The organism is Actinomycetes bacterium, assembly GCA_022599915.1.
Classification (GTDB): Bacteria; Actinomycetota; Actinomycetes; order S36-B12.
Genome location: JAHZLH010000009.1, coordinates 40827 through 60381, shown reverse-complemented (window position 1 = coordinate 60381; position 19555 = coordinate 40827). Strand labels below are relative to the sequence as shown.

The window sequence follows — 19555 nt, the reverse complement described above, 5'->3', positions numbered from 1 at the left end:
CCGGTCAGATTTCCGCAGACTCATAGATCAACGATAGGTGCCTGCCAGCTACGTAACGATCATCCCTAGCCGGACATGTTGTCACCGCGACCGCGTCTAAGTTCTGTACTGTCTAGACTCCGGGTGACATATCGACTCTGGGAGGGACCTCGTGGTGAAACCCACGTTTCTTATCGCCGGTGCCATGAAGGCTGGCACGACGAGCCTTTACAGCGCTGTGCGGAGTCACCCCGAGGTCGGCCGGGCAACTCGCAAAGAACTGCACTTTTTCGATAGGCACTATGACCGTGGGATGGACTGGTACGAAGACCAGTTCAGACTAAGACGAAAGCAAACTCAGGTGGGTGAGGGAACACCGGTATATATGTACGACCGGCGACTGCGAAAACGTATTGCTCGGGACTTACCGGACATTCGACTTATCGTCAGCCTGCGTGATCCGATAAAGCGGTCGTACTCACATTTCTGGCACTCGAAGCGGTATGACCGCGAAGAGCTATCGACTTTCGAAGAGGCGTTGGCTGCCGAGCCGGAGCGCCTCGCGACAGCAAAACCACGGTGGCGATACCGCTGGTCCTATCTGGACCGGAGTCGTTATATCGATCAGTTGGCGGATCTGGAGAATCTTTTCGGACGAGAGCGGATATGCGTTGTCACGTTGGAGGAGCTAAAAGTCGATCCTGATTCTGAGATTGGGAAGGTTTTGGAATTTCTCGGATTGGATCCGTTGCTGCGGAAGAAATCCGGCCTGCCGGTGCGGAACACGTTCAATGAAGATAGACCGATCACGCTACGGGAAAGGCAGCAAGAGTCACCTGACTCGGTGCAGAAATTGCCCCCCAGCAGTTATCCGCCGTTGAACCCCGAGACGCGGTCTCGACTGATGGAAGAGTTCCAGCCTTACGATGCGCGACTCAAGGAGTGGCTCGGTAGGTCTACGCTCCCGTGGGAATCGCTAGCCAACGAATGACCTACCCTTGGCCTACGTGAGCCAAGAAGTCCCGCCCGCCATCGCCGAAGTTCAGCAACGGGCTGTTCGGGCTTTGCTGGAGTGGGTCCCCGACCTGTTGGAAATCGGTGAGCTGTTCCAACGCGCGGGCCACGATTTGGCGGCTGTCGGTGGCTGCGTCCGCGATGCCGTTCTACATGAATTCAATGGCACTGATATTGACCTGACCACGGATGCCACGCCGGAGCAAACCATTGCCATTGTGCGCGAGTGGGCGGATGCGGTCTGGGATGTGGGGATCCGCTTCGGCACCGTGGGATTGCGGAAGGGAGAGCAGACGTGGGAGATCACCACCTACCGCAGCGACTCCTACACCGAAGATTCCCGCAAACCGGAAATCGCGTTCGGTACCTCGCTCGCGGCTGATTTGATACGCCGAGATTTCACCATCAACGCCATGGCCGTTCGCCTTCCCAGCGGCGAATTCGTTGACGACAACGGCGGGCTGATCGATCTTGCTGCCAAGCGGTTGCGTACGCCGGGAACGCCGGAGCAGTCATTTTCGGACGATCCGCTGCGCATGATGAGAGCAGCGCGCTTTGTTTCACAGTTGGAAGTTGCGGTAGCGCCGGAGGCACTGGCTGCGATGACGACCATGGCGGACCGGCTAGGAATCGTTTCCGCAGAGCGAGTCCGGGACGAGTTGACGAAGCTCTTGATTGGCCAAAATCCTCGGCTGGGGATTGAGGCCCTCGTTCAGACTGGTCTGGCAGAGCAGGTGTTGCCAGAGATTCCGCTGCTGAAGTTGGAAATGGATGAGCATCACCATCACAAGGATGTTTATGAGCACTCGTTGACCGTGCTCGATCAGGCCATCGCTTTGGAAGACAGCGGGCCGGACTTGGTGCTGCGACTTGCCGCATTGCTGCACGACATTGGCAAACCGCGCACCCGCAAGTTCGAGGCTGGCGGCGGTGTTTCGTTCCATCATCATGAGGTGGTGGGGGCGCGCATGACGACTAAGCGGCTCCGCAAACTCCGCTTCCGCAACGATCAAGTGGATGATGTTGCTCGATTGGTCGAGTTACATCTTCGATTCCACGGATATGGGACTGGCGAATGGAGCGACTCCGCAGTTCGTCGCTATGTGCGCGATGCTGGTCCGCTATTGCCGCGACTACACAAACTGACTCGTGCCGACTGCACTACCCGCAACCGCCGACGAGCTCAGGCTTTACAGCGGGCTTACGACGGCTTGGAAAGCCGGATTGCTCGGCTGGCGGTGGAAGAAGAGTTGGCGGCCATCCGACCGGAGTTGGACGGCAACCAGATCATGACTTTGTTGGACATTCCGCCCGGACGAGATGTCGGTCGGGCGTATCAGTTCCTGCTCGATCTACGGCTGGACCAGGGGCCGATCGGTTCTGCGGCGGCCGAGGTAGCGCTGTTGGAGTGGTGGCGCGAACAGCAGTCTGACTAGGACTCGGTCGCTAATGTTGCTTCGTCCTTTCCGGGTGATGTACTGCGGTACCAGAGTGCGGTGACTAGGTAAAGGCCACCGAGAACAACGAAGCCAATCCAGGAGAAGCCGCTATCGGGCCAGGTAAAGGCCACGACTAGCGCACCCAGAACGAGAGCCACATTTACGCCCACGTCGAAGAGCGAGAACACCCGACCCAGATGATCATCGGTGATTCTGCGTTGCAGCGTGGTGTCGGCCCCGATCTTGGCCGACTGCTGGGCTAGACCCACGAACAGTCCACCGAGCGCTAGCGTCCACACCTGCAGTTGACCAAGCGAGATGGGCGCCACAACACCGGCCATCACCAGGGTTACTGACGTCCAGTTCACGGTTCCCGTCCGACGGGTCATCGTCGGAGTAATGACTGCGGCTAGCAGAGCCCCAGCAGTCACCGCGCCGGCCACGAGTGCAAACTCTGCCAGCGCCGTATCAGGGTCGCTGGCGGGATTCATGGTGTTGCGCAGCAGCAACAGCAGCACCACGGTGAGCACGCCGAAGGCAAACCGGTGCACCAGCTGAACAGCGACAGCGCGCCAACTGGGCCGGTCCGCGGTGAGGACTCGGAAGCCAGCAATCAAACCTCGAACAACAGCTGAGGTGGTTTCGCCATGTTGATCGTTGCTGGGACCCAGTCGATCACGCCCTAAGGACAGCGGCACCAATCCTGCTGCAGCGTAGATCAGGGCCGCTGCCGCGAGTACGTAGCCGACACCGGTGTCGCCACCGCCAGCGAGGCGCCCAAGTGAGATTCCGACCAGGATCCCCAACCCATAGATGATCGTTCCTGCTGTTGGTGCCACCGCGTTTGCAGTTACCAGTCGTTGCTGCTCCACGACATGGGGCAGCGCGGCGGAGAGGCCAGCCAAAACGAATCGACCGAGGCCCAGCGTGGCCAATACGATGAGACCCAAGTCCAGGCCGTCTCGGCCCACCGCCACCACCGGAATAGTCAGTAGCACCGTGCCACTGCGAGCCCAGTTGGCCCGGGCCAGGACTTGCCGACGGCGCCACCGATCGAGAAAGACGCCCGCAAAGGGTCCGATGAGAGAGTAGGGCAGTAGCAGAATCCCGAACGACACCGCAATGGCGAGCGGAGTGGGTTGTCGCTCTGGCGAGAACAACACGAAAGACGCCAACGCGGCTTGCAGTAGCCCATCCCCGAAGGAACCGGTAAGCCTCGTCGCTAGCAGCCGAAGAAATCCGGTGTTGCGCAGCAGGATCGCTATCGGCGCCCGGATGTCCTCTGCCACGGTCTGACGCTACTGCCTAGTTCTCATTGGTAGTCCAGTGACGCTATTCCTGGTCACCCCGGTTGAACCAGCTCGAGTTCATTCCGATAACTGCGCCGATGGCGGCAAACAGGCCGATCAGCACGGTGTTGCCCACAAGAAGCCACAAAACTGTGCCCAGGACTGTTCCTCCGGCGATACCGACCGCCATTCCACGTGCGTCGAACTCCATGAGATGACCCTAGCGTCGTTGGCTACGGTCAGGGCGTTCCGGCCGGTATGAGTCAAGAGCTGCCGTTCCTAGGGAATGCGAAGGGGCCGAGCCCGCAGTGCGGTCCCGGCCCCTCGGCTGACTCGTATCGGACTAGCGTTCGATTTTTCCGGCGATGAAGTCTTGGACGGCCTGGTTGGCTTCCGTGTCGGTGTATTGCACCGGTGGGGACTTCATGAAGTATGAGGAGGCCGACAGAATCGGTCCACCGATGCCGCGGTCCTTGGCGATCTTCGCCGCACGCAGCGCATCGATGATGATGCCGGCGCTGTTCGGCGAATCCCACACTTCAAGCTTGTACTCCAGGTTCAACGGCACATCACCGAAGTTACGGCCCTCTAGCCGGATGAACGCCCACTTGCGGTCGTCAAGCCATTCGACGTAGTCGCTCGGTCCAATGTGAACGTTGCGGGAGCCGATGTCCCGGCTCATCTGTGAGGTGACCGACTGAGTCTTGGAGATCTTTTTGGACTCCAACCGATCGCGCTCCAACATGTTCTTGAAGTCCATGTTGCCACCTACGTTGAGCTGGTAGGTCCGATCGACGGTGACGCCGCGGTCCTCGAACAACTTAGTGAGCACTCGGTGCGTGATGGTGGCGCCAACCTGTGACTTGATGTCGTCGCCAACGATTGGGACACCAGCGTCCTCGAACTTCTTGGCCCACTCGGGAGTTCCCGCGATGAAGACCGGAAGCGCGTTCACGAACGCTACCCCTGCGTCGATGGCGCACTGAGCGTAGAACCGCGCGGCATCTTCGGAGCCCACGGGCAGGTAGCAGACCAAGACGTCAGCTTTGCTGTCCTTGAGTGCCTGCACCACGTCGACCGAGTCATCGCTGGACTCGGTAATGGTTTCCCGGTAGTACTTGCCGAGGCCGTCTAGTGTCGGGCCCCGTTGCACGGTCACACCGCTCGGCGGAACATCACAGATCTTGATCGTGTTGTTCTCGCTGGCGAGGATGGCGTCAGACAAGTCTTGGCCAACCTTTTTGGCGTCCACATCGAAGGCGGACACAAACTCGATGTCTCCCACGTGGTACTCGCCAAACTGGACATGCATAAGCCCCGGAACACGGGACTCGACGTCGGCGTTGCGGTAGTACTCGACGCCCTGAACTAGGGACGCGGCACAGTTACCTACGCCGACGAGTGCGACGCGAATCTTCCCCATCGCTGTTCTCTCCTTCGGTTACCGGTGAGCGGGCTGACCGCTGCCGGAGTCGGTGGCAACGGCGGTTCCGCTGCCTTGGTTGTTTTCTGTTTCGTTGTCAATCAGTTCTCGCAGCCACGAGACCTCACGCTCAACTGAGTCAAGGCCGTGTTGCTGAAGCTGGATTGTGTAGGTGTCCAGCCGCTCACGTGAGCGAGCCATTGACGTCCGTAGCGTCGCCAATCGCTCCTCTAGCCGGGAACGCCTTCCTTGCAGAATCTGCATGCGCACATCTGCGTCGGTCCGACCAAAAAAGGCCAGATGGACACCGAACCTGTCGTCCTCCCACGCTTGCGGACCACTATCTTCTAGTAGATCCGCTAGGTGCTCTTTGCCCTCCGCAGTTAAGCGGTAGACGATCTTGGCTCGCCGGCCTGAAAGGGTTGGCGCACCAGCATCGGCTGGGCCCGCCTCCTCGATGAGGCCTCGCTGTAGTAGGCCCTTCAAGCAGGGGTAGAGGGAACCGTAGGAAATAGCGCGGAAGGTACCCAGGACGCTGTTGAGTCGCTTGCGTAACTCGTAGCCGTGCATGGGGTTGTCTTGCAACAGACCAAGCACGGCGAATTCAAGCACTTCGGAGCGCTTGGCCATACTGATCTTCCTTCCAACAGCCACGAGGTGGCTGCCTGCTCGTCCGTCATCTCCATCGAGTGTGTGCCGAGATGTCGTGGCGAACTATTGCCGTCGATATCTTGACCCGATACTCGAAACAGATATGTCGGTTCGATATATCTTGTTTTCTCAACTTTACGGGTTAGGTGTGCCCGTAGCAAGCACAAATAAACATTTGCGTGTCGCGGCGGTAGCCCAACGTGAACATCCCGTGGTGGTCCGCTACCGGTAGGTATGCGATTCCAGTCACGTAACAACTGCATCTCGGGCAGATGGCAAATATCAGTTCGAGACTTACTCTGGACGGATGGCGACTCATAAACAGCAGCAGTTACCCCGTGGTTCACGGGTTGCTGCTGCACCCACAAAGCCCCCGCGGGAGTCGCTGCCAGAGCCGGAAGAAGTCGCCGATCCGACTCGCCCCCGGCATGTCATCGACTACACGATGCAACGTCGGGCCACTTTGCTGGGACTGGTGCGGGGAGGGTTACGGGAAGATATCTGCGACGCGGACCCGATTTTGCTGCGCACTGCCAAGTATCACGGCGAGCAGACTTCCCGAGATTGTCCGGTTTGCCGCCGAGAGCAGCTGGTGTGCATCACCTACACCTTCGGTGCGGAGATGGGGGAACTGTCCGGTCGCGTGAGAGCCGCTAACGAACTTCCTGAACTGGCCCTGCAATACGGGGCTTTTCGGGTCTACGTGGTCGAGGTGTGTCGTGGCTGTGAGTGGAACCATCTGGTGATGTCCTACGTTCTAGGGGATGGCCAGCCACGTAAGCCACCGAGAAGGGGGAGAGCGTGATCAACTACCCAAGGTCAGACAAGACTGGTGCGGGCAGATTCCTACCGTCGTGGAAACTCGTCTTGGGGCTGATGCTGAGTGGCATCGTGCTCGCAGCGGGCGTTTTCGCGCTAGCGGTTTTCTTGATTCCAGTTCCCGACCAAAACGACGTCGCTCTGGCGGAGACCACCAAGGTGACCTACGCCGACGGTAAGAATGTCATTGGGCGCGTAGGAGATGTCCGACGAACGAGCATCCCGCTTAGTGAGGTTCCGGAGCATGTGCAATACGCGGTTCTGGCGGCTGAGGATCGAGACTTCTACGATCACGGTGGCTTTTCGATCCAAGGCATCACCCGAGCATTCGTCAACAACGTCTCTGGTGGTGACAAGCAGGGCGGATCGACCATCACCCAGCAGTACGTGAAAAACGCCTACCTAACGCAAGAGCAGACCTGGACCCGCAAACTGAGGGAACTAGTCCTGTCGGTGAAGTTAGAGACGATTGAGTCAAAAGATCAGATCCTGGAGGACTACCTCAACACCATCTACTTTGGCCGTGGGGCTTACGGGATTGAAGCTGCTTCCGAGGTGTACTTCGGGAAGAAGACCGCCAAACTCACCCTGGAGGAGGGCGCGGCGCTAGCAGCAATCATTCAGTCTCCCGGCAACTTCGAACCATCGCTTTATCCGGATGAGCTGCAGGCTCGTTGGAGCTACGTGCTCGAGGGCATGCTCAGCGAGGGGTGGATAACGCAGCAGGAGTACCAGAACGCGGAATTCCCCAAGTTCAAGAAGTTGAAGGATAAGAACCAGTACGCCGGCCAAAACGGCTACATCATCGAAGCGGTCCGCCGGGAAATGGTGGAAATGGGATGGACCGAAGCTGAGCTCAATCAAGGCGGCTTAACCATCGTCACGACTATCGATCGCAAAGCGCAAAGTAGTGCAGTGACTGCGGTGGAAACAGCTGGGCCGCAATACGACGACCAGCGAGTTCGGGTCGGATTGGCTGCGGTGCGCCCGGTCACCGGAGAAATCGCTGCGATCTATGGCGGCAAGGACTACCTCGACAACCAACTCGACAATGCGTTGCAGGCTCGGGCGCAGGCGGGATCGACCTTCAAAGCCTTTACCTTGGCGGCTGCCTTGGAGGAAGACTTCGGACTGGATTCCACTTGGAACGGCAACTCGCCCGCCACCGTAGAGGGGTACACGCTGCAGAACTTCGCTAATGCCAGTTACGGCACCGTCAGCTTGCTGCAGGCGACGACTAAGTCCATCAACACGGCCTATGTCGATGCGGAGGCCACGGTGGGGGTAAAGGAGTCGATCAACGCCGCTGAGCGGCTTGGCCTACCCGCCGATACGCCAGGTATTGAACCTAACCTCACCTTTGTCTTGGGCTCGGCGTCGCCGCGGGCGATCGACATGGCCGCTAGCTTCAGCACTTTTGCGGGGCGGGGAACGGCCGCGACACCGACGATCATTCGCAAGATCGTGTTCAACACTGGTGAAGAGGCCTACCGGATCGATCCCGATCGCGGCCGACGTGTCTTTGACCCGCAGACCATGGATTTGACGAACTATGCGCTGCAAACCGTGGTGACCTCGGGTACGGCGACACGGGCATCGTGGACCGGACGGCCGGCAGCGGGAAAGACGGGAACTACTGACGACAGCACCGCTGCCTGGTTCGTCGGCTACACCCCCCAAATGTCGGCCGCCGTCATGATGACCAAGTCCGACAAGAAGGGAAATCCGGTGTCGTTGAACGGTACCGGTGGCGTAGGCAATGTCACCGGTGGCTCATTCCCTACCGCTATTTGGGCGACTTTTATTGAGGCAGCATTGGCCGATGAGCCGCAAGAAGATTTCGTTCCACCGGGACAGCTGCCCAGTCCGTCGGTTGAGCCGAGTGAAAGCGAAAGCCCCTCGGAGGAACCGTCACCTACGGAATCCCCGACAGCGGAACCGACCCAACCACCCACTCAACAACCCACCCAGCAGCCGACGTTGCCCCCCACACCGACACCGGTAGACCCTGGACTGCAAGGCGGTGGCGGTGGTCAGCAGCCAACACCAGAAGTGCAAGAAGTTCCGCAAGGCCGGGAGGCGGAGTCTGTCGAACCGGTTCCGACCGGTTAGGCGTTATCACCACCCCGCAGGTTCGGCGCAGTAGAGTGCCGGTGTGGCTGACTCGCAGATCCGACCCACGCGATCGGATCCCGATCTGCGGGAGGGAAACGAAGGGCTCGGTGGTCCCGCTGGCGATCACGAAGCCCGTCCGCAATTTTGGACTCCGCTTCGCATAATTCTGGTCGTCGGCACCTTGGTGTATTGGGTCGGTTTGCTGCGCACCTATCCCTGTATGTCCAACGGTTGGTTGAACCCGGATCGGTACGAGGCACTGTGTTACAGCGACATTCCCGTGCTCTATCAACTGCGCGGGCTTGCTGACGGTTTGATGCCGATCCTGGAATGGCCAGCGGACGGTCAACCCTTGGAGTACCCGGCCCTGACAGTAGTCTGGGTATGGCTGATCGCAAAAGGTATCGGACTGTTCTCGACCAACCCGCTGACCTACTACCTCGCCACAGCGACGCTGTCCTACTTGCTCTACGTGGTTGCCCTTATCGCTACCTCGCTGACGGTTCGTCGGCGGGCCTGGGACGGTCTACTGCTGGCTGCTTCACCGGCGGTGCTACTCGCGTCATTCATCAACTGGGACTGGCTAGCGGTGGCGCTCACATCACTAGCATTGCTGGCGTGGTCACGAAGCCGACCGGGATGGGCGGGTCTCGCACTGGGTCTGGCGATTTCCGCCAAGTTCTATCCGTTGCTGCTGTTAGGGCCGTTGTTCCTGCTGTGCCTACGGGACCGAAGACTAGCCGCGTTCGGTCGGGCGCTGCTGTCTACTGCTGCCGCCTGGTTGGCCGTGAATCTGTATTTCGCCCTCGCCAATCCCGAAGGATGGTCCTACTTCTTTTCGTTCTCGCAAGAACGTGGTCAAGACTTTGGCTCTTGGTGGCTGATGGTCGAGAAATGGGGATTTCCGATCCCGGGTGGTGTGGTTAACCTACTTGGCACGACGCAACTGGTGATTTTGTGTGTGGGAATCGCCGCGCTGATCTTTTTCGCACCGCAGAAACCACGATTGGCGCAAGTGAGTTTCCTGGTCGTTGCGGCGTTCATCATTAGCAACAAGGTGTACTCGCCGCAGTTCGTGCTGTGGTTGCTGCCGCTGGCCATCTTGGCGCGGCCGCGTTGGCGTGATCTGATCTGGTGGCAACTGGCGCAGGCGGTCTACTTCGTAGCGATCTGGTGGTATTTGGTGGGCATCTCCGACGGCGAGCGCGGATTGCCAGACGAGTGGTACGCAGCGGCCATTGCCATTCACCTGGTAGCCACGATCAGCTTTGCCGCTCTCGTGGTGCGCGACGCACTGTGGCCGCAATACGATCCGATCCGTTCCGACGGTGATCCTGACCATGCCGATGATCCTGGTGGTGGAGTTTTGGATCATCCCAGGCAAGCAGAGCTGAAGCTAGCAAGCGCGGGGGTCGATCCGGCGAAATGAGTAGCCGGCTGACCAACGGTCGGAGTGGGTCAGAGGTGGAGGCGATCCACCACGGCAGCCAGTGCGGTATGCCAATTCGTCCGTAGTGGGAATTGCCAGGTGCCGATCATGCGTCTGAGTTGTGTGGGTGGCCAGCCCGGTGCGGGCATCCGGATGGAACTGCTGGGGTCGGTGGCCAAGGTCGGAATCACTAGGGACCGCGAACCAGTCATGGCAGTGTGTGCAATCAGGTGGGCACGCAGGGCCTGCACTTCTGGGCGATCGGCATGCGGCTGTGGCAAAACGCCAGAGAGATCCCAGGCGCGGTTACCCGACACTGCCACCAGACCCCCGTAGAGCGGTTCTCCTTGTTGCTCCACCACCAAGAGTTTGACCGAACCGGGGCTTTCTGCCGCTAGACCTTGCCAGCCACTAGCGAGCCGCCGCAGGCCTGGTGTGGGTATGCCTTGATGAACGTCCGTGATTGCCCGATGCACGCTCGGCAGTTCCTCGGCGGAGCCGGCCCGTACCCGGTAGCCAGTGGATAGGGCATCGGACGAGGCAAGGTGATTGATGCGACGCAGCGCGTTCCCACCGGCCACCATCACCTCGGCGGTGCATTCCGCTGGCAATGGTTCGACTCGCTGCCAGCCTGCCTCGATTAGTCGTTGCTCGGTTCGGCGGTACTCCCAGCGGTCATCACCGTTCTGGTGCAGCTGGATTTCACTGCCCTGCGCCCTCTGATCTGGGTCAACCGCCCACCAATCCTGTTGCACGACCTCGGGGCTCACCCGCACCGAGATCGCTCCTTGGTCACGCAGTAATTCGCTGAGTGGCTCCAGCCAGTCAGACAGCGAGCAGCCCGGCCGGCGCTTTCCCGTCCAGTCGATATCTGGGCCGCCAGCCAGCACCGCCACGGTTCGCATCGGCAGTCGAGGTAGACCTCGGTAACGAACTAGACCGGCGCCAATTAAACGATCGCCCTCAAACCAGCCGATCGACTCGGTGCGGCTGGATTCGAAGCCTCGAGCCCAGCCAGGTGTCTGGCGCAGCGGAACCTGCGGATGGGACGCCAGGTAGGCCAGATGCTCGGCAGAGCTTATTCGGCGAACGGTCAACGACATGTCACTGATCAGCCAAATCGACCACAACTGGTGCGTGGTCCGAGGCCCCTTTGCCTTTACGGGCTTCGCGATCTACGTAGGCATCAGTAACTCGCTGCACTACTGGATCACTGGCGTAGGCCAAATCGATACGCATACCGTTGTTCTTGGGGAAGGCGAGTTGGCGGTAGTCCCAGAACGTGTAGGCGCGGTCGTACTTCAGCGGTCGGGCGGTAACCTCTTGTAGCCCGGCAGCGCGCAAGTCAGCCAGTCGCTGTCGCTCGGCCGCCGTGACATGGGTGCTGTCGGAGAACAGTTCGATATCCCAGACGTCGTCATCGGTGGGTGCGATGTTGAAGTCGCCCAACAACGCCAAGTTGGAGTAACTGCCCAGTTCCGCGATGGCAGTTTGGGTCAGACAATCCAACCATTCCAGTTTGTAGCGGTAGTGGTCGTGGTCCAAGGTTCTGCCGTTGGGCACGTACAGACTCCACAGCCGTAGATCGCCGCACACCGCGCCCAAAGCGCGCGGTTCACTCTTTCCCTCCCACGAGGGAACCGCCGGGAGCCCCTCGCTCACGTCGGCAACACCGACTCGAGACAAAATAGCGACGCCGTTCCAGGCTCCGTCGCCGACCACTGCGCTCTCGTAGCCGACCCCGGAAAACATCAGTGCTGGAAAGTCGTCAGCACGGCATTTGGTTTCCTGCAGGCACAGCACGTCTGGCTGAACCGCTGCCAGCCAATCGATGACGCGGTCTAATCTGCGGTTGATGGAGTTAATGTTCCAAGTGGCGATGCGCACAAGAAAACTGTACGTGTGCACAGTTGCGCGTCCGGTTGGGTCCTCCCCAGCAACGCTAACGACAGGCTAGTTGTCGGAGGTAGCAGACAGGATTTCACCGCGAGGGTGTCCAACCGTTACAGTTGGGGAGTTCGCCCCGGCGATTGCCGCGGGCTAGCGCCATCCTCCTGCTGCGGAACGTCCGTGGCCGTTGAGACCGAGGGAGGTCCCATTGGACGCGCGCCACTACGAAGTTATGGTCATTTTGGCTCCTGATCTAGAGGAGCGGACCGTCGAGCCCACGCTGGATACGTTTCTGAACGTGATTCGGCAAGACGGCGGCAACGTCGACAAGATTGACGTCTGGGGACGTCGCCGGCTCGCCTACGAAATCGACAAGTACGCTGACGGGATTTACTCCGTCATCGATATTCGCTGCACCACCGAGTCCGTTAAGGAACTCGATCGGCAGTTGAACTTGAACGAAGCGGTACTGCGGACGAAGGTCGTCCGGCCCGACGCCAAGTAGGAGGAACCATGGCAGGCGATACCCAGATCACCATGATCGGCAATCTTGTTGCCGATCCCGAATTGCGCTTCACCCCCTCGGGTGCGGCCGTCGCGTCGTTTCGCGTCGCGTCTACCCCCAGGTTCTTCGATAAGCAGAACAACGAATGGAAGGACGGCGAATCGCTGTTCCTGACCTGCAATATCTGGCGGCAGCAGGCCGAAAACGTCACCGAGTCACTGGCCAAGGGCATGCGCGTCATTGTTGTTGGCCGGCTGCGGCAGCGCTCGTATGAGACCCGCGATGGCGAACGCCGTCAGGTGATGGAGATTGAGGTTGATGATGTCGGCCCCGCCTTGCGCAATGCCAAGGCATCCGTGGAGCGGATCAGCCGGGATGGCGGTTACAGCTCCGGCGGTGCGGGTGGCGCCGGCGGCTTCAGCGGAGGTCAAGCCGCCGATGACCCGTGGAGCGCTCCCGCAGGTTCCGCTGGCTCAGATGAGCCCCCGTTCTAACCTTTCCCAACGATCGAAATGAGATCCAATATGCCTAAGCAGATCGTCCGGCCTATCCGGACCAAGCCCTGCCAGTTCTGTCGAGACAAGGTGACCTTCATCGACTACAAGGACACCCAGTTGCTGCGTAAGTTCATCTCGGACCGCGGCAAAATTCGAGCTCGCCGGGTTACCGGTAATTGCAGCCAGCATCAGCGCGATATCGCTACCGCAGTCAAGAATGCACGCGAAATGGCCCTGCTGCCCTACACCTCCAACGCACGCTGATTGGGAGTTTGAGATGAAGTTAATCCTCACTCGTGACGTCGGAGACCTCGGTGCTCCAGGCGACATTGTCGAGGTCAAAGACGGCTACGGGCGCAACTACCTGATTCCGCAGGGAATGGCCATCGCTTGGACCCGCGGTGCCGAGAAGCAGATCGACCAGATCAAACGAGCACGGCAGATCCGTGAGGTGCGCAACCTCGACCACGCTCAGGAAATCAAGACCGACCTGGAAGCGCTTTCGGTCTCGGTTGCGGCCAAAGCTGGTGATACCGGACAGCTATTCGGTCGAGTCACTGATCAGGATATCGCAGCAGCGATCAAGGCTGCTGGTGGACCGGATGTGGATCGTCAGCGGATTGAGATCGGAGAACCGATCAAACACGTGGGCGAGCACCCGATCACGGTCCAGTTGCACCCAGATGTGGCTGCTGTGGTCCGCGTTTCAGTTTCAGCTGACTGATTCGTGCAACACAGTCCGTCTAACGGGCCAATGTCCTGAGTACTCGTTGGATTTCACGCTCAACTTGGCTGCCGTAGCTGCTGCCGAACATGACCGCATGAACAAGGAGCGGCAGGAGTTGGTGCAGCGGTATTCGCTGTTCCCAGTCGTCAGCTAGGGGTCGAGTGTTGCGGTACCCCAGCAGAATGTCAGTCAGACAGGATGGCGGGAACAGCAACAGCATGCCGAGATCAGTTTCGGGATGGCCGCCGTAGGCAGCGGGGTCGATGACTGAAATCTCCGAGCTCTGCCACAGTAAGTTGCCAGCCCACAAATCGCCATGGATTCGGGTGGGCAGTTGTTCGGGTCCGGTGTCGATGGAGCCGGCGGTGAGTAGCTCGCACAGTCGGTTCGCTTCGGCCCAGCCGCGCCCGCTGAGGCCACCACGCAGATGGGCGAGTTGAGCAGTGGGTAGCAAGCGCTCTTGGGCGTAGAACGTTGGCCAGTCAGAATCGCGGCTGTAGCTGATAGGTACCGCGCCCAACCAGCCGGAAGACGGTTGCCAGCCATCATCAGCTGTCGGGGGCTCTCCGAAGCTTTCGACAGCGGTGCTGTGTAGCTTCGCGAGTGCCGCACCGAACGCCTGCGCCGCCAGCTTGCTTGGCTTGCTTTCCGCGATCCATTCCAGCGCTAGCGCATTCTCGGAAACTGCGAGCACCGCCGGGGTGGGCAGCCCGCCTGCCGCCAGCCATTGCAGGCCGCTCGCCTCGGCGGGAAACATCCCCGGCGCAGATCGCCGGGCGGCTTTGATCAGAACCGACCCCGCTGGGCCTGCGTAGCGGGTAGTTGTTGCGGTGTCACCGCCAGCCACTGGTTGTGCTGACTCCGGATCGAGGTCCAGCCCCAGTTCAGCGAGGAGTTCTTCTTGGATCATGAGGTCATCTGGGATGAAACATGGTCAACGACTCCGGCTGCGGCCCGCTCCACCATAGCCAGCACCGTCACGAATCCCTCAGCACCGCCGTAGTAGGGGTCGGGTACTTCGGCATCCGCGGGCGCGACCGGGTCGAAGGACCGGAACAACGCGATGTGATCGGCTTCTCGACCGTAGGTCTCGGCTAGGTTGTGCAGATCAGTGAGGTTCGCCAAGTCCATGGCGAGGATGAGATCCGCCTCATCGAGCCAGTCAGGTTGGAACTGTCGAGCTGAATGGTGGAAGTCGTAGCCGGCTTCTTCGAGAGTTTCACGAGCTCGGGAGTCTGCATCTCGAGCAATGTGCCAGCCCCCGGTGCCGGCGGAGTCGACGGTCACCCGATCATCAAGGTCCGCGGTTTTCAGGCGATCTCGCAGCACCACCTCCGCCATCGGAGATCGACAGATGTTGCCCAGACACACGCAGGTGATGCGATAGACCATGACCTGAATCTAGCCCGTGATCGAATGACCGTGAGCAGGGACGTAATCTGTCACGATGCGCGCACTAGCAGCAATATGGGTGGCTGCGGGACTGGTACTCGGTGGTTGCGCTGATGCAGCCAGATATGCGGATTCGGACACCGGTGAGTCCGCTGCTGGGGATGGGGCAACAGTCACCCGAGAAGCGGTACCCGAAAGCCAACTTCCCGGCGACAAGTCGTGGCGCAAGGCCAGAGGTCGAGCGGATAATCCACAAGCCATGGCCGCCTACGCGGACAAGCCGTCCGCGTTACCGGGAGAGCCGATCTCACTGCACGTCTCCACCACCGCCAAGACCTACCGCGTCGTCGCTTATCGGATGGGCTACTACGGCGGGGCTGAGGCACGTCGGGTATGGCGGTCAACACCACTGCCCGGACAGCAGCAGACCGGAACTGGCTTCGACTAAGAACTGCGCATGCCCTACGCGACCTGGACGGAGTCGGTGCAGCTGGACACGGCAAGCTGGCCCGGCGGCTCGTACCTGCTGCGTCTTGTTGGTGACAACGGTGCGGAGTGGCTGGTTCCTCTGGTACTGCGGGACCGCGACACCTCCGGAAAGTTGATGTTAGTCGTTCCTGATACCACGCTGCAGGCCTACAACACCTGGGGTGGCCGCTCGGTGTACACCGGTCCCGGGGGGTTTGCAGATCGCTCGAGGGCCGTGTCGTATTCCCGTCCCTATGACAAGGATGCTGGTTCTGGCTGGTACTTGGGTCTGGCGCAGCCGGTTGTCAGGCTGGCGGAGCAGTTGGACCTATCTACTACCTATGTTGCGGCCAGCGATCTCGACACCGGTGCCGCCACCATGATGGGTACTGAGGGTGTCGTGATGATGGGACATGACGAGTATTGGACAACGAAGCGACGCCAAGATACTGAAGCCGCCCGCGATAGCGGTACGGATCTGGCTTTCCTCGGAGCCAACACCATGTACTGGCGTACTCGCGTGGACACTGGTGCGGCGGGATTGCCGCAAATCACCGTTTATAAGGACGCCGGTGAGGACCCGGTATCCGGTAAGAAAACCACCGTGCGGTTTCGAGATCAGCCGGCCGGAGAAGCGGAGCGGTCCCTGATCGGGATGGACTACGAGTGCTATCCGGCCAAGGGCATGTACGCAGTCGTTGATCCAGAGTTCTTCCTGTTTCGCGGGACGGGGGTGAGTAGCGGGGACCAATTGGCAGGCATCGTCGATATTGAGGCTGATCGGGCGTACCCGTTGCCGGGTACCCCGGCGAACCTGCAGATCGTGGCGAATAACCCGACCGACTGCGGTGGGGCGGTCACGATCAGCAACTCCACCTACTACACCGTCAAGTCTGGCGCAGGAGTGTTCGCAACTGGGTCTATTGGGTGGGTTAATCGAGCTCTGCGAGGTTTCCCGAGCGGTCATCCTTTGCGGCCGCCACGGGAATCTACCGAGTTTGTGGAAACCGTCACCAGCACACTCTTGACCGAGATGGCTGCCGGCCCCATGGGGGAGAAATACCCAGCGAATGGAAATATTGCCGAATTTGATCTTCCGGTGACCAATACGACCGGAAGTGCCTAGTGGCTGTACACAGCAGTCAGTTTGCCGACTGTGACCCACGCCACCACAAGATCACAAAAAGAAATCTGCTTTCCACACCCAGTGGATGGAGTTTTCCCTAGTCAAATGGTGTGTCGTGACGCGAATCACAGTGAAATTCACAGACAATCCACATGTCTGTGGAAAACCGGCACGCTCACTGTCCACAAGGTTATCCACAGGTGCCAGCTGACGACGTTGGACAGGTTTTGCCCTGGGTCGTAGCGTCGCATTGGCTCCACTTCTCGAAGTGGCAAAAGCTGATGTCGGTACCGACCTGGAGGCGGTACCGACCGGTCCGTTGGAGTACCGGGGGGGTACTGGTCCAGGTCGACGGGTCGAGCAGCGCAGGGAGAGACTGCTGCTCGGTCCGTCGGCCTACCGCCGGGGCCGCGGCACTCAGCAAATCCGGGGGATTCGTCGGACCCCTCGGGTAGAAGCGAGTAGAAGCGGGCCGTAGATGCTTGGAGGTACCGGATGTCAGTAGCTGAACTTCCCCCGCCACCTTCCGATGCGCCTGGGCCGACCGAGGATCGGCTGCCGCCCCAGGATATTCCTGCCGAGCGTTCCGTGCTCGGGGCCATGTTGCTGAGTAAAGACGCCATTGCTGACGTTGTTGAAGAACTGCGCGTCGAGGACTTCTACCGACCAGATCACCAAACGATTTTCGGCACCATTCTCGATCTGTTTACCAAGGGCCAACCGGCGGATATGGTGACCGTGGCTGACGCGCTCACTCGCAGCGGGGATCTGAACCGGGTCGGCGGGGCACCCTATCTACACACCCTCTCCGCCGAGGTGCCGACTGCAGCGAATGCCACCTACTACGCGCAGATCGTTCATGGCAAAGCGGTGCTGCGCAACCTCGTTAATGCTGGAACCCGCATCGCACAGTGGGGCTATGCCGGCGAGGGTGAAGTTGAGCAGATCGCTGATCGTGCGCAAGCAGAGGTCTTTGAGGCAACTGTCACGCGGGCGGCTAATGACTACCGTCCACTGGGTGAAGTTATGCCGGACGCGATCGCTGAAATTGAAGGAATTGCTTCTCGAGGTGGCGAAATGGTGGGAGTACCCACCGGTTTCGTCGACCTTGACCGGCTAACCAATGGACTACATCCCGGGCAGTTGATCATCGTCGCGGCCCGGCCGGCCATCGGTAAGGCATTGGCGGTCGACACCCCCGTTCCGACTCCCCAAGGTTGGACAACTATGGGGGAGATTTCCGTCGGGGAGCAGGTACTGGCACCAGATGGCACCGCCACCGAGGTTGTGGCGGCAACCGAAGTCATGGTGGGACGCCCCTGTTATCTCGTTGAGTTCAGTGACGGCAGCCGGGTCGTCGCCGACGCCCAGCATCAATGGCAGGTGGAGACCACCGAAGGTAGCCAGGTGGTGACCACTGAGGTCTTGCACGAGCAGCAGGGTCGCGGTCCGTTCCTGCTGCCGACGGTGGAATCTTTGGATCTTTCCGAAGCGGTACTGCCGATCGATCCCTATGCATTAGGAGCGTGGCTTGCGCACACGACTGGGGAACTACCCGATGAGGTGCAGATGTTGGCGGCCGCCGCGGGTGGTGACCTCACTGAGGTGGCAGCGCAGGCCCGTGACCTCGGTATCAGCCATCGGGGCTTCATCCCGCCGCAGTACCTGCGGACTAGTCAGCAGCAGCGCAGAGACTTGCTCGCCGGTCTACTAGACGCGGGTGCGGAACTCAACGATGACGGCAGTATCGTCCTCGACACTGAGTCTCGGCCGCTGGCTCAGGGGCTGTTTGAGCTGCTTTCGACGTTCGGAACGTCAGCGACGGTCTCTGGCCGACCGCATCACGGCAGCACCGGACCGCAGGTACGACTCACGTTCACCAGCGACCAGTCGGTATTTCGGGTGACCGAGAAAGACCTGCGCCATAAGGAGTGGCTGGCACACAACACGGTGTCTCACGAGCGCTCCATCACAAACATCACAGCGATCCCGTCGGTGCCGGTGCGATGCATCGAAGTAGATCACTCCGCGCACCTTTTCTTGGCAGGGCGAACGATGGTGCCGACGCACAACTCCACTTTGGGTTTAGACATCGCCCGGTCTGCTTCGATCAAGAACGACTTGGCTTCGGTGATCTTCTCGCTGGAAATGAGTAGCCAAGAGATTGTGACCAGACTGCTGAGCGCAGAAGCTCAAATCCCGCTGCACCACATTCGGTCCGGAAATGTACAAGATTCCGATTGGAGCAAGATCGCTTCCCGCCAAGGTGTCCTGCACGGTTCCCCGCTCTATATCGACGATTCCCCGAATATGACGATGGCGGAGATCCGGGCAAAGTGTCGCCGGTTGCGTCAGCGCAATGAGTTGCGGTTGGTGATCGTGGACTACATGCAGTTGATGACCTCAGGAAAGCGAGTGGAGTCGCGGCAACAGGAAGTTAGCGAGTTTTCTCGGGCCCTCAAGTTGTTGGCCAAGGAGCTTGATGTCCCCGTGATTGCGATCAGCCAGCTAAATCGTGGACCGGAAGCGCGCAACGACAAGAAACCGATGCTCTCCGATCTGCGTGAATCAGGCAGCCTGGAGCAGGACGCTGACATGGTGGTACTGATCCATCGCGAGGACGCCTACGACCGCGACAGTCCTCGTATCGGCGAGGCTGATCTGATCGTGGCCAAGCACCGTAATGGCCCCACTGACACTGTCACGGTTGCCTTCCAGGGTCACTACAGTCGATTCGTTGATATGGCGCGGGAGTAACTGCGATCGCCCCGACCGACGAAGTGCTTGCCGGT

General features: G+C 59.9%; 20 protein-coding genes. 12 read left to right on the top strand and 8 right to left on the bottom strand.

Annotated features, from left to right (window positions below):
• Nucleotides 1–151 precede the first annotated feature (151 nt).
• On the top strand, nucleotides 152–970 hold the full coding sequence (locus tag K0U62_02125; GenBank protein ID MCH9800315.1) for a sulfotransferase domain-containing protein: 819 nt from the start codon (nucleotides 152–154) through the stop codon (nucleotides 968–970).
• Nucleotides 971–977: 7 nt separating this feature from the next.
• The gene (locus K0U62_02120; GenBank protein ID MCH9800314.1) at nucleotides 978–2429 is read left to right on the top strand and encodes a CCA tRNA nucleotidyltransferase; all 1452 of its coding nucleotides are present in this window, start codon (nucleotides 978–980) and stop codon (nucleotides 2427–2429) included.
• Here the strand turns inward: K0U62_02120 and K0U62_02115 are convergent.
• From K0U62_02115 to K0U62_02100, 4 genes are all read right to left on the bottom strand, one after another.
• On the bottom strand, nucleotides 2426–3721 hold the full coding sequence (locus K0U62_02115) for an MFS transporter (protein ID MCH9800313.1): 1296 nt from the start codon (nucleotides 3719–3721) through the stop codon (nucleotides 2426–2428). The two genes, K0U62_02120 and K0U62_02115, sit on opposite strands and share 4 nt — an antisense overlap.
• A 43-nt stretch (nucleotides 3722–3764) precedes the next feature.
• Nucleotides 3765–3932, bottom strand: coding sequence for a hypothetical protein (locus K0U62_02110; GenBank protein MCH9800312.1), 168 nt, complete (start codon nucleotides 3930–3932; stop codon nucleotides 3765–3767).
• 132 nt (nucleotides 3933–4064) lie between these two features.
• Entirely contained in the window at nucleotides 4065–5144 is a 1080-nt protein-coding gene (locus tag K0U62_02105) for an inositol-3-phosphate synthase (protein ID MCH9800311.1), read from the bottom strand.
• A gap of 18 nt (nucleotides 5145–5162) precedes the next feature.
• Nucleotides 5163–5774 (bottom strand): PadR family transcriptional regulator, encoded by a 612-nt coding sequence (locus K0U62_02100; protein MCH9800310.1) that lies wholly within the window; start codon nucleotides 5772–5774, stop codon nucleotides 5163–5165.
• A gap of 328 nt (nucleotides 5775–6102) precedes the next feature.
• Between K0U62_02100 and K0U62_02095 the strand changes: the two genes are divergently transcribed.
• From K0U62_02095 to K0U62_02085, 3 genes are read left to right on the top strand one after another with little or no spacing between them, the layout of a single operon-like run.
• Nucleotides 6103–6600, top strand: coding sequence for a DUF5318 domain-containing protein (locus tag K0U62_02095; protein MCH9800309.1), 498 nt, complete (start codon nucleotides 6103–6105; stop codon nucleotides 6598–6600).
• A complete protein-coding gene (locus K0U62_02090) occupies nucleotides 6597–8726 on the top strand; it encodes a penicillin-binding protein (protein MCH9800308.1) in 2130 nt (709 codons plus the stop codon). The genes K0U62_02095 and K0U62_02090 overlap by 4 nt, the downstream gene beginning before the upstream one ends.
• 43 nt (nucleotides 8727–8769) lie before the next feature.
• Nucleotides 8770–10158, top strand: a complete 1389-nt coding sequence (locus K0U62_02085) for a glycosyltransferase 87 family protein (protein ID MCH9800307.1) — start codon at nucleotides 8770–8772, stop codon at nucleotides 10156–10158.
• Between the two features lie 29 nt (nucleotides 10159–10187).
• Here the strand turns inward: K0U62_02085 and K0U62_02080 are convergent, their stop codons facing one another.
• Both K0U62_02080 and xth read right to left on the bottom strand, forming a co-directional pair.
• A complete protein-coding gene (locus K0U62_02080) occupies nucleotides 10188–11261 on the bottom strand; it encodes an aminoacyltransferase (GenBank protein ID MCH9800306.1) in 1074 nt (357 codons plus the stop codon).
• A gap of 1 nt (nucleotide 11262) precedes the next feature.
• Nucleotides 11263–12045: an exodeoxyribonuclease III gene (xth, locus tag K0U62_02075; protein MCH9800305.1), complete on the bottom strand. Its 783-nt coding sequence runs from the start codon at nucleotides 12043–12045 to the stop codon at nucleotides 11263–11265.
• A gap of 235 nt (nucleotides 12046–12280) precedes the next feature.
• Between xth and rpsF the strand changes: the two genes are divergently transcribed.
• The 4 genes from rpsF to rplI are packed head-to-tail and all read left to right on the top strand — an operon-like array spanning nucleotide 12281 to nucleotide 13774.
• On the top strand, nucleotides 12281–12553 hold the full coding sequence (gene rpsF / locus K0U62_02070) for a 30S ribosomal protein S6 (protein MCH9800304.1): 273 nt from the start codon (nucleotides 12281–12283) through the stop codon (nucleotides 12551–12553).
• 8 nt (nucleotides 12554–12561) lie between these two features.
• The gene (locus tag K0U62_02065; GenBank protein ID MCH9800303.1) at nucleotides 12562–13047 is read left to right on the top strand and encodes a single-stranded DNA-binding protein; all 486 of its coding nucleotides are present in this window, start codon (nucleotides 12562–12564) and stop codon (nucleotides 13045–13047) included.
• A 30-nt stretch (nucleotides 13048–13077) separates the two neighbouring features.
• On the top strand, nucleotides 13078–13314 hold the full coding sequence (gene rpsR / locus K0U62_02060; GenBank protein MCH9800302.1) for a 30S ribosomal protein S18: 237 nt from the start codon (nucleotides 13078–13080) through the stop codon (nucleotides 13312–13314).
• Between the two features lie 13 nt (nucleotides 13315–13327).
• Nucleotides 13328–13774 (top strand): 50S ribosomal protein L9, encoded by a 447-nt coding sequence (gene rplI, locus K0U62_02055; GenBank protein MCH9800301.1) that lies wholly within the window; start codon nucleotides 13328–13330, stop codon nucleotides 13772–13774.
• Between the two features lie 19 nt (nucleotides 13775–13793).
• Here the strand turns inward: rplI and K0U62_02050 are convergent, their stop codons facing one another.
• Together K0U62_02050 and K0U62_02045 are read right to left on the bottom strand one after the other, a co-directional pair.
• Nucleotides 13794–14687: a fructosamine kinase family protein gene (locus tag K0U62_02050; GenBank protein MCH9800300.1), complete on the bottom strand. Its 894-nt coding sequence runs from the start codon at nucleotides 14685–14687 to the stop codon at nucleotides 13794–13796.
• The gene (locus K0U62_02045; protein ID MCH9800299.1) at nucleotides 14684–15169 is read right to left on the bottom strand and encodes a low molecular weight phosphotyrosine protein phosphatase; all 486 of its coding nucleotides are present in this window, start codon (nucleotides 15167–15169) and stop codon (nucleotides 14684–14686) included. The genes K0U62_02050 and K0U62_02045 overlap by 4 nt, the downstream gene beginning before the upstream one ends.
• Nucleotides 15170–15224: 55 nt before the next feature.
• Between K0U62_02045 and K0U62_02040 the strand changes: the two genes are divergently transcribed.
• The 3 genes from K0U62_02040 (at nucleotide 15225) to dnaB (ending at nucleotide 19520) form a co-directional block, all read left to right on the top strand.
• Nucleotides 15225–15617: a hypothetical protein gene (locus tag K0U62_02040; GenBank protein MCH9800298.1), complete on the top strand. Its 393-nt coding sequence runs from the start codon at nucleotides 15225–15227 to the stop codon at nucleotides 15615–15617.
• 9 nt (nucleotides 15618–15626) lie between these two features.
• The gene (locus K0U62_02035; protein MCH9800297.1) at nucleotides 15627–16763 is read left to right on the top strand and encodes a hypothetical protein; all 1137 of its coding nucleotides are present in this window, start codon (nucleotides 15627–15629) and stop codon (nucleotides 16761–16763) included.
• A gap of 495 nt (nucleotides 16764–17258) precedes the next feature.
• Nucleotides 17259–19520, top strand: a complete 2262-nt coding sequence (gene dnaB / locus K0U62_02030) for a replicative DNA helicase (protein ID MCH9800296.1) — start codon at nucleotides 17259–17261, stop codon at nucleotides 19518–19520.
• Nucleotides 19521–19555 lie beyond the last annotated feature (35 nt).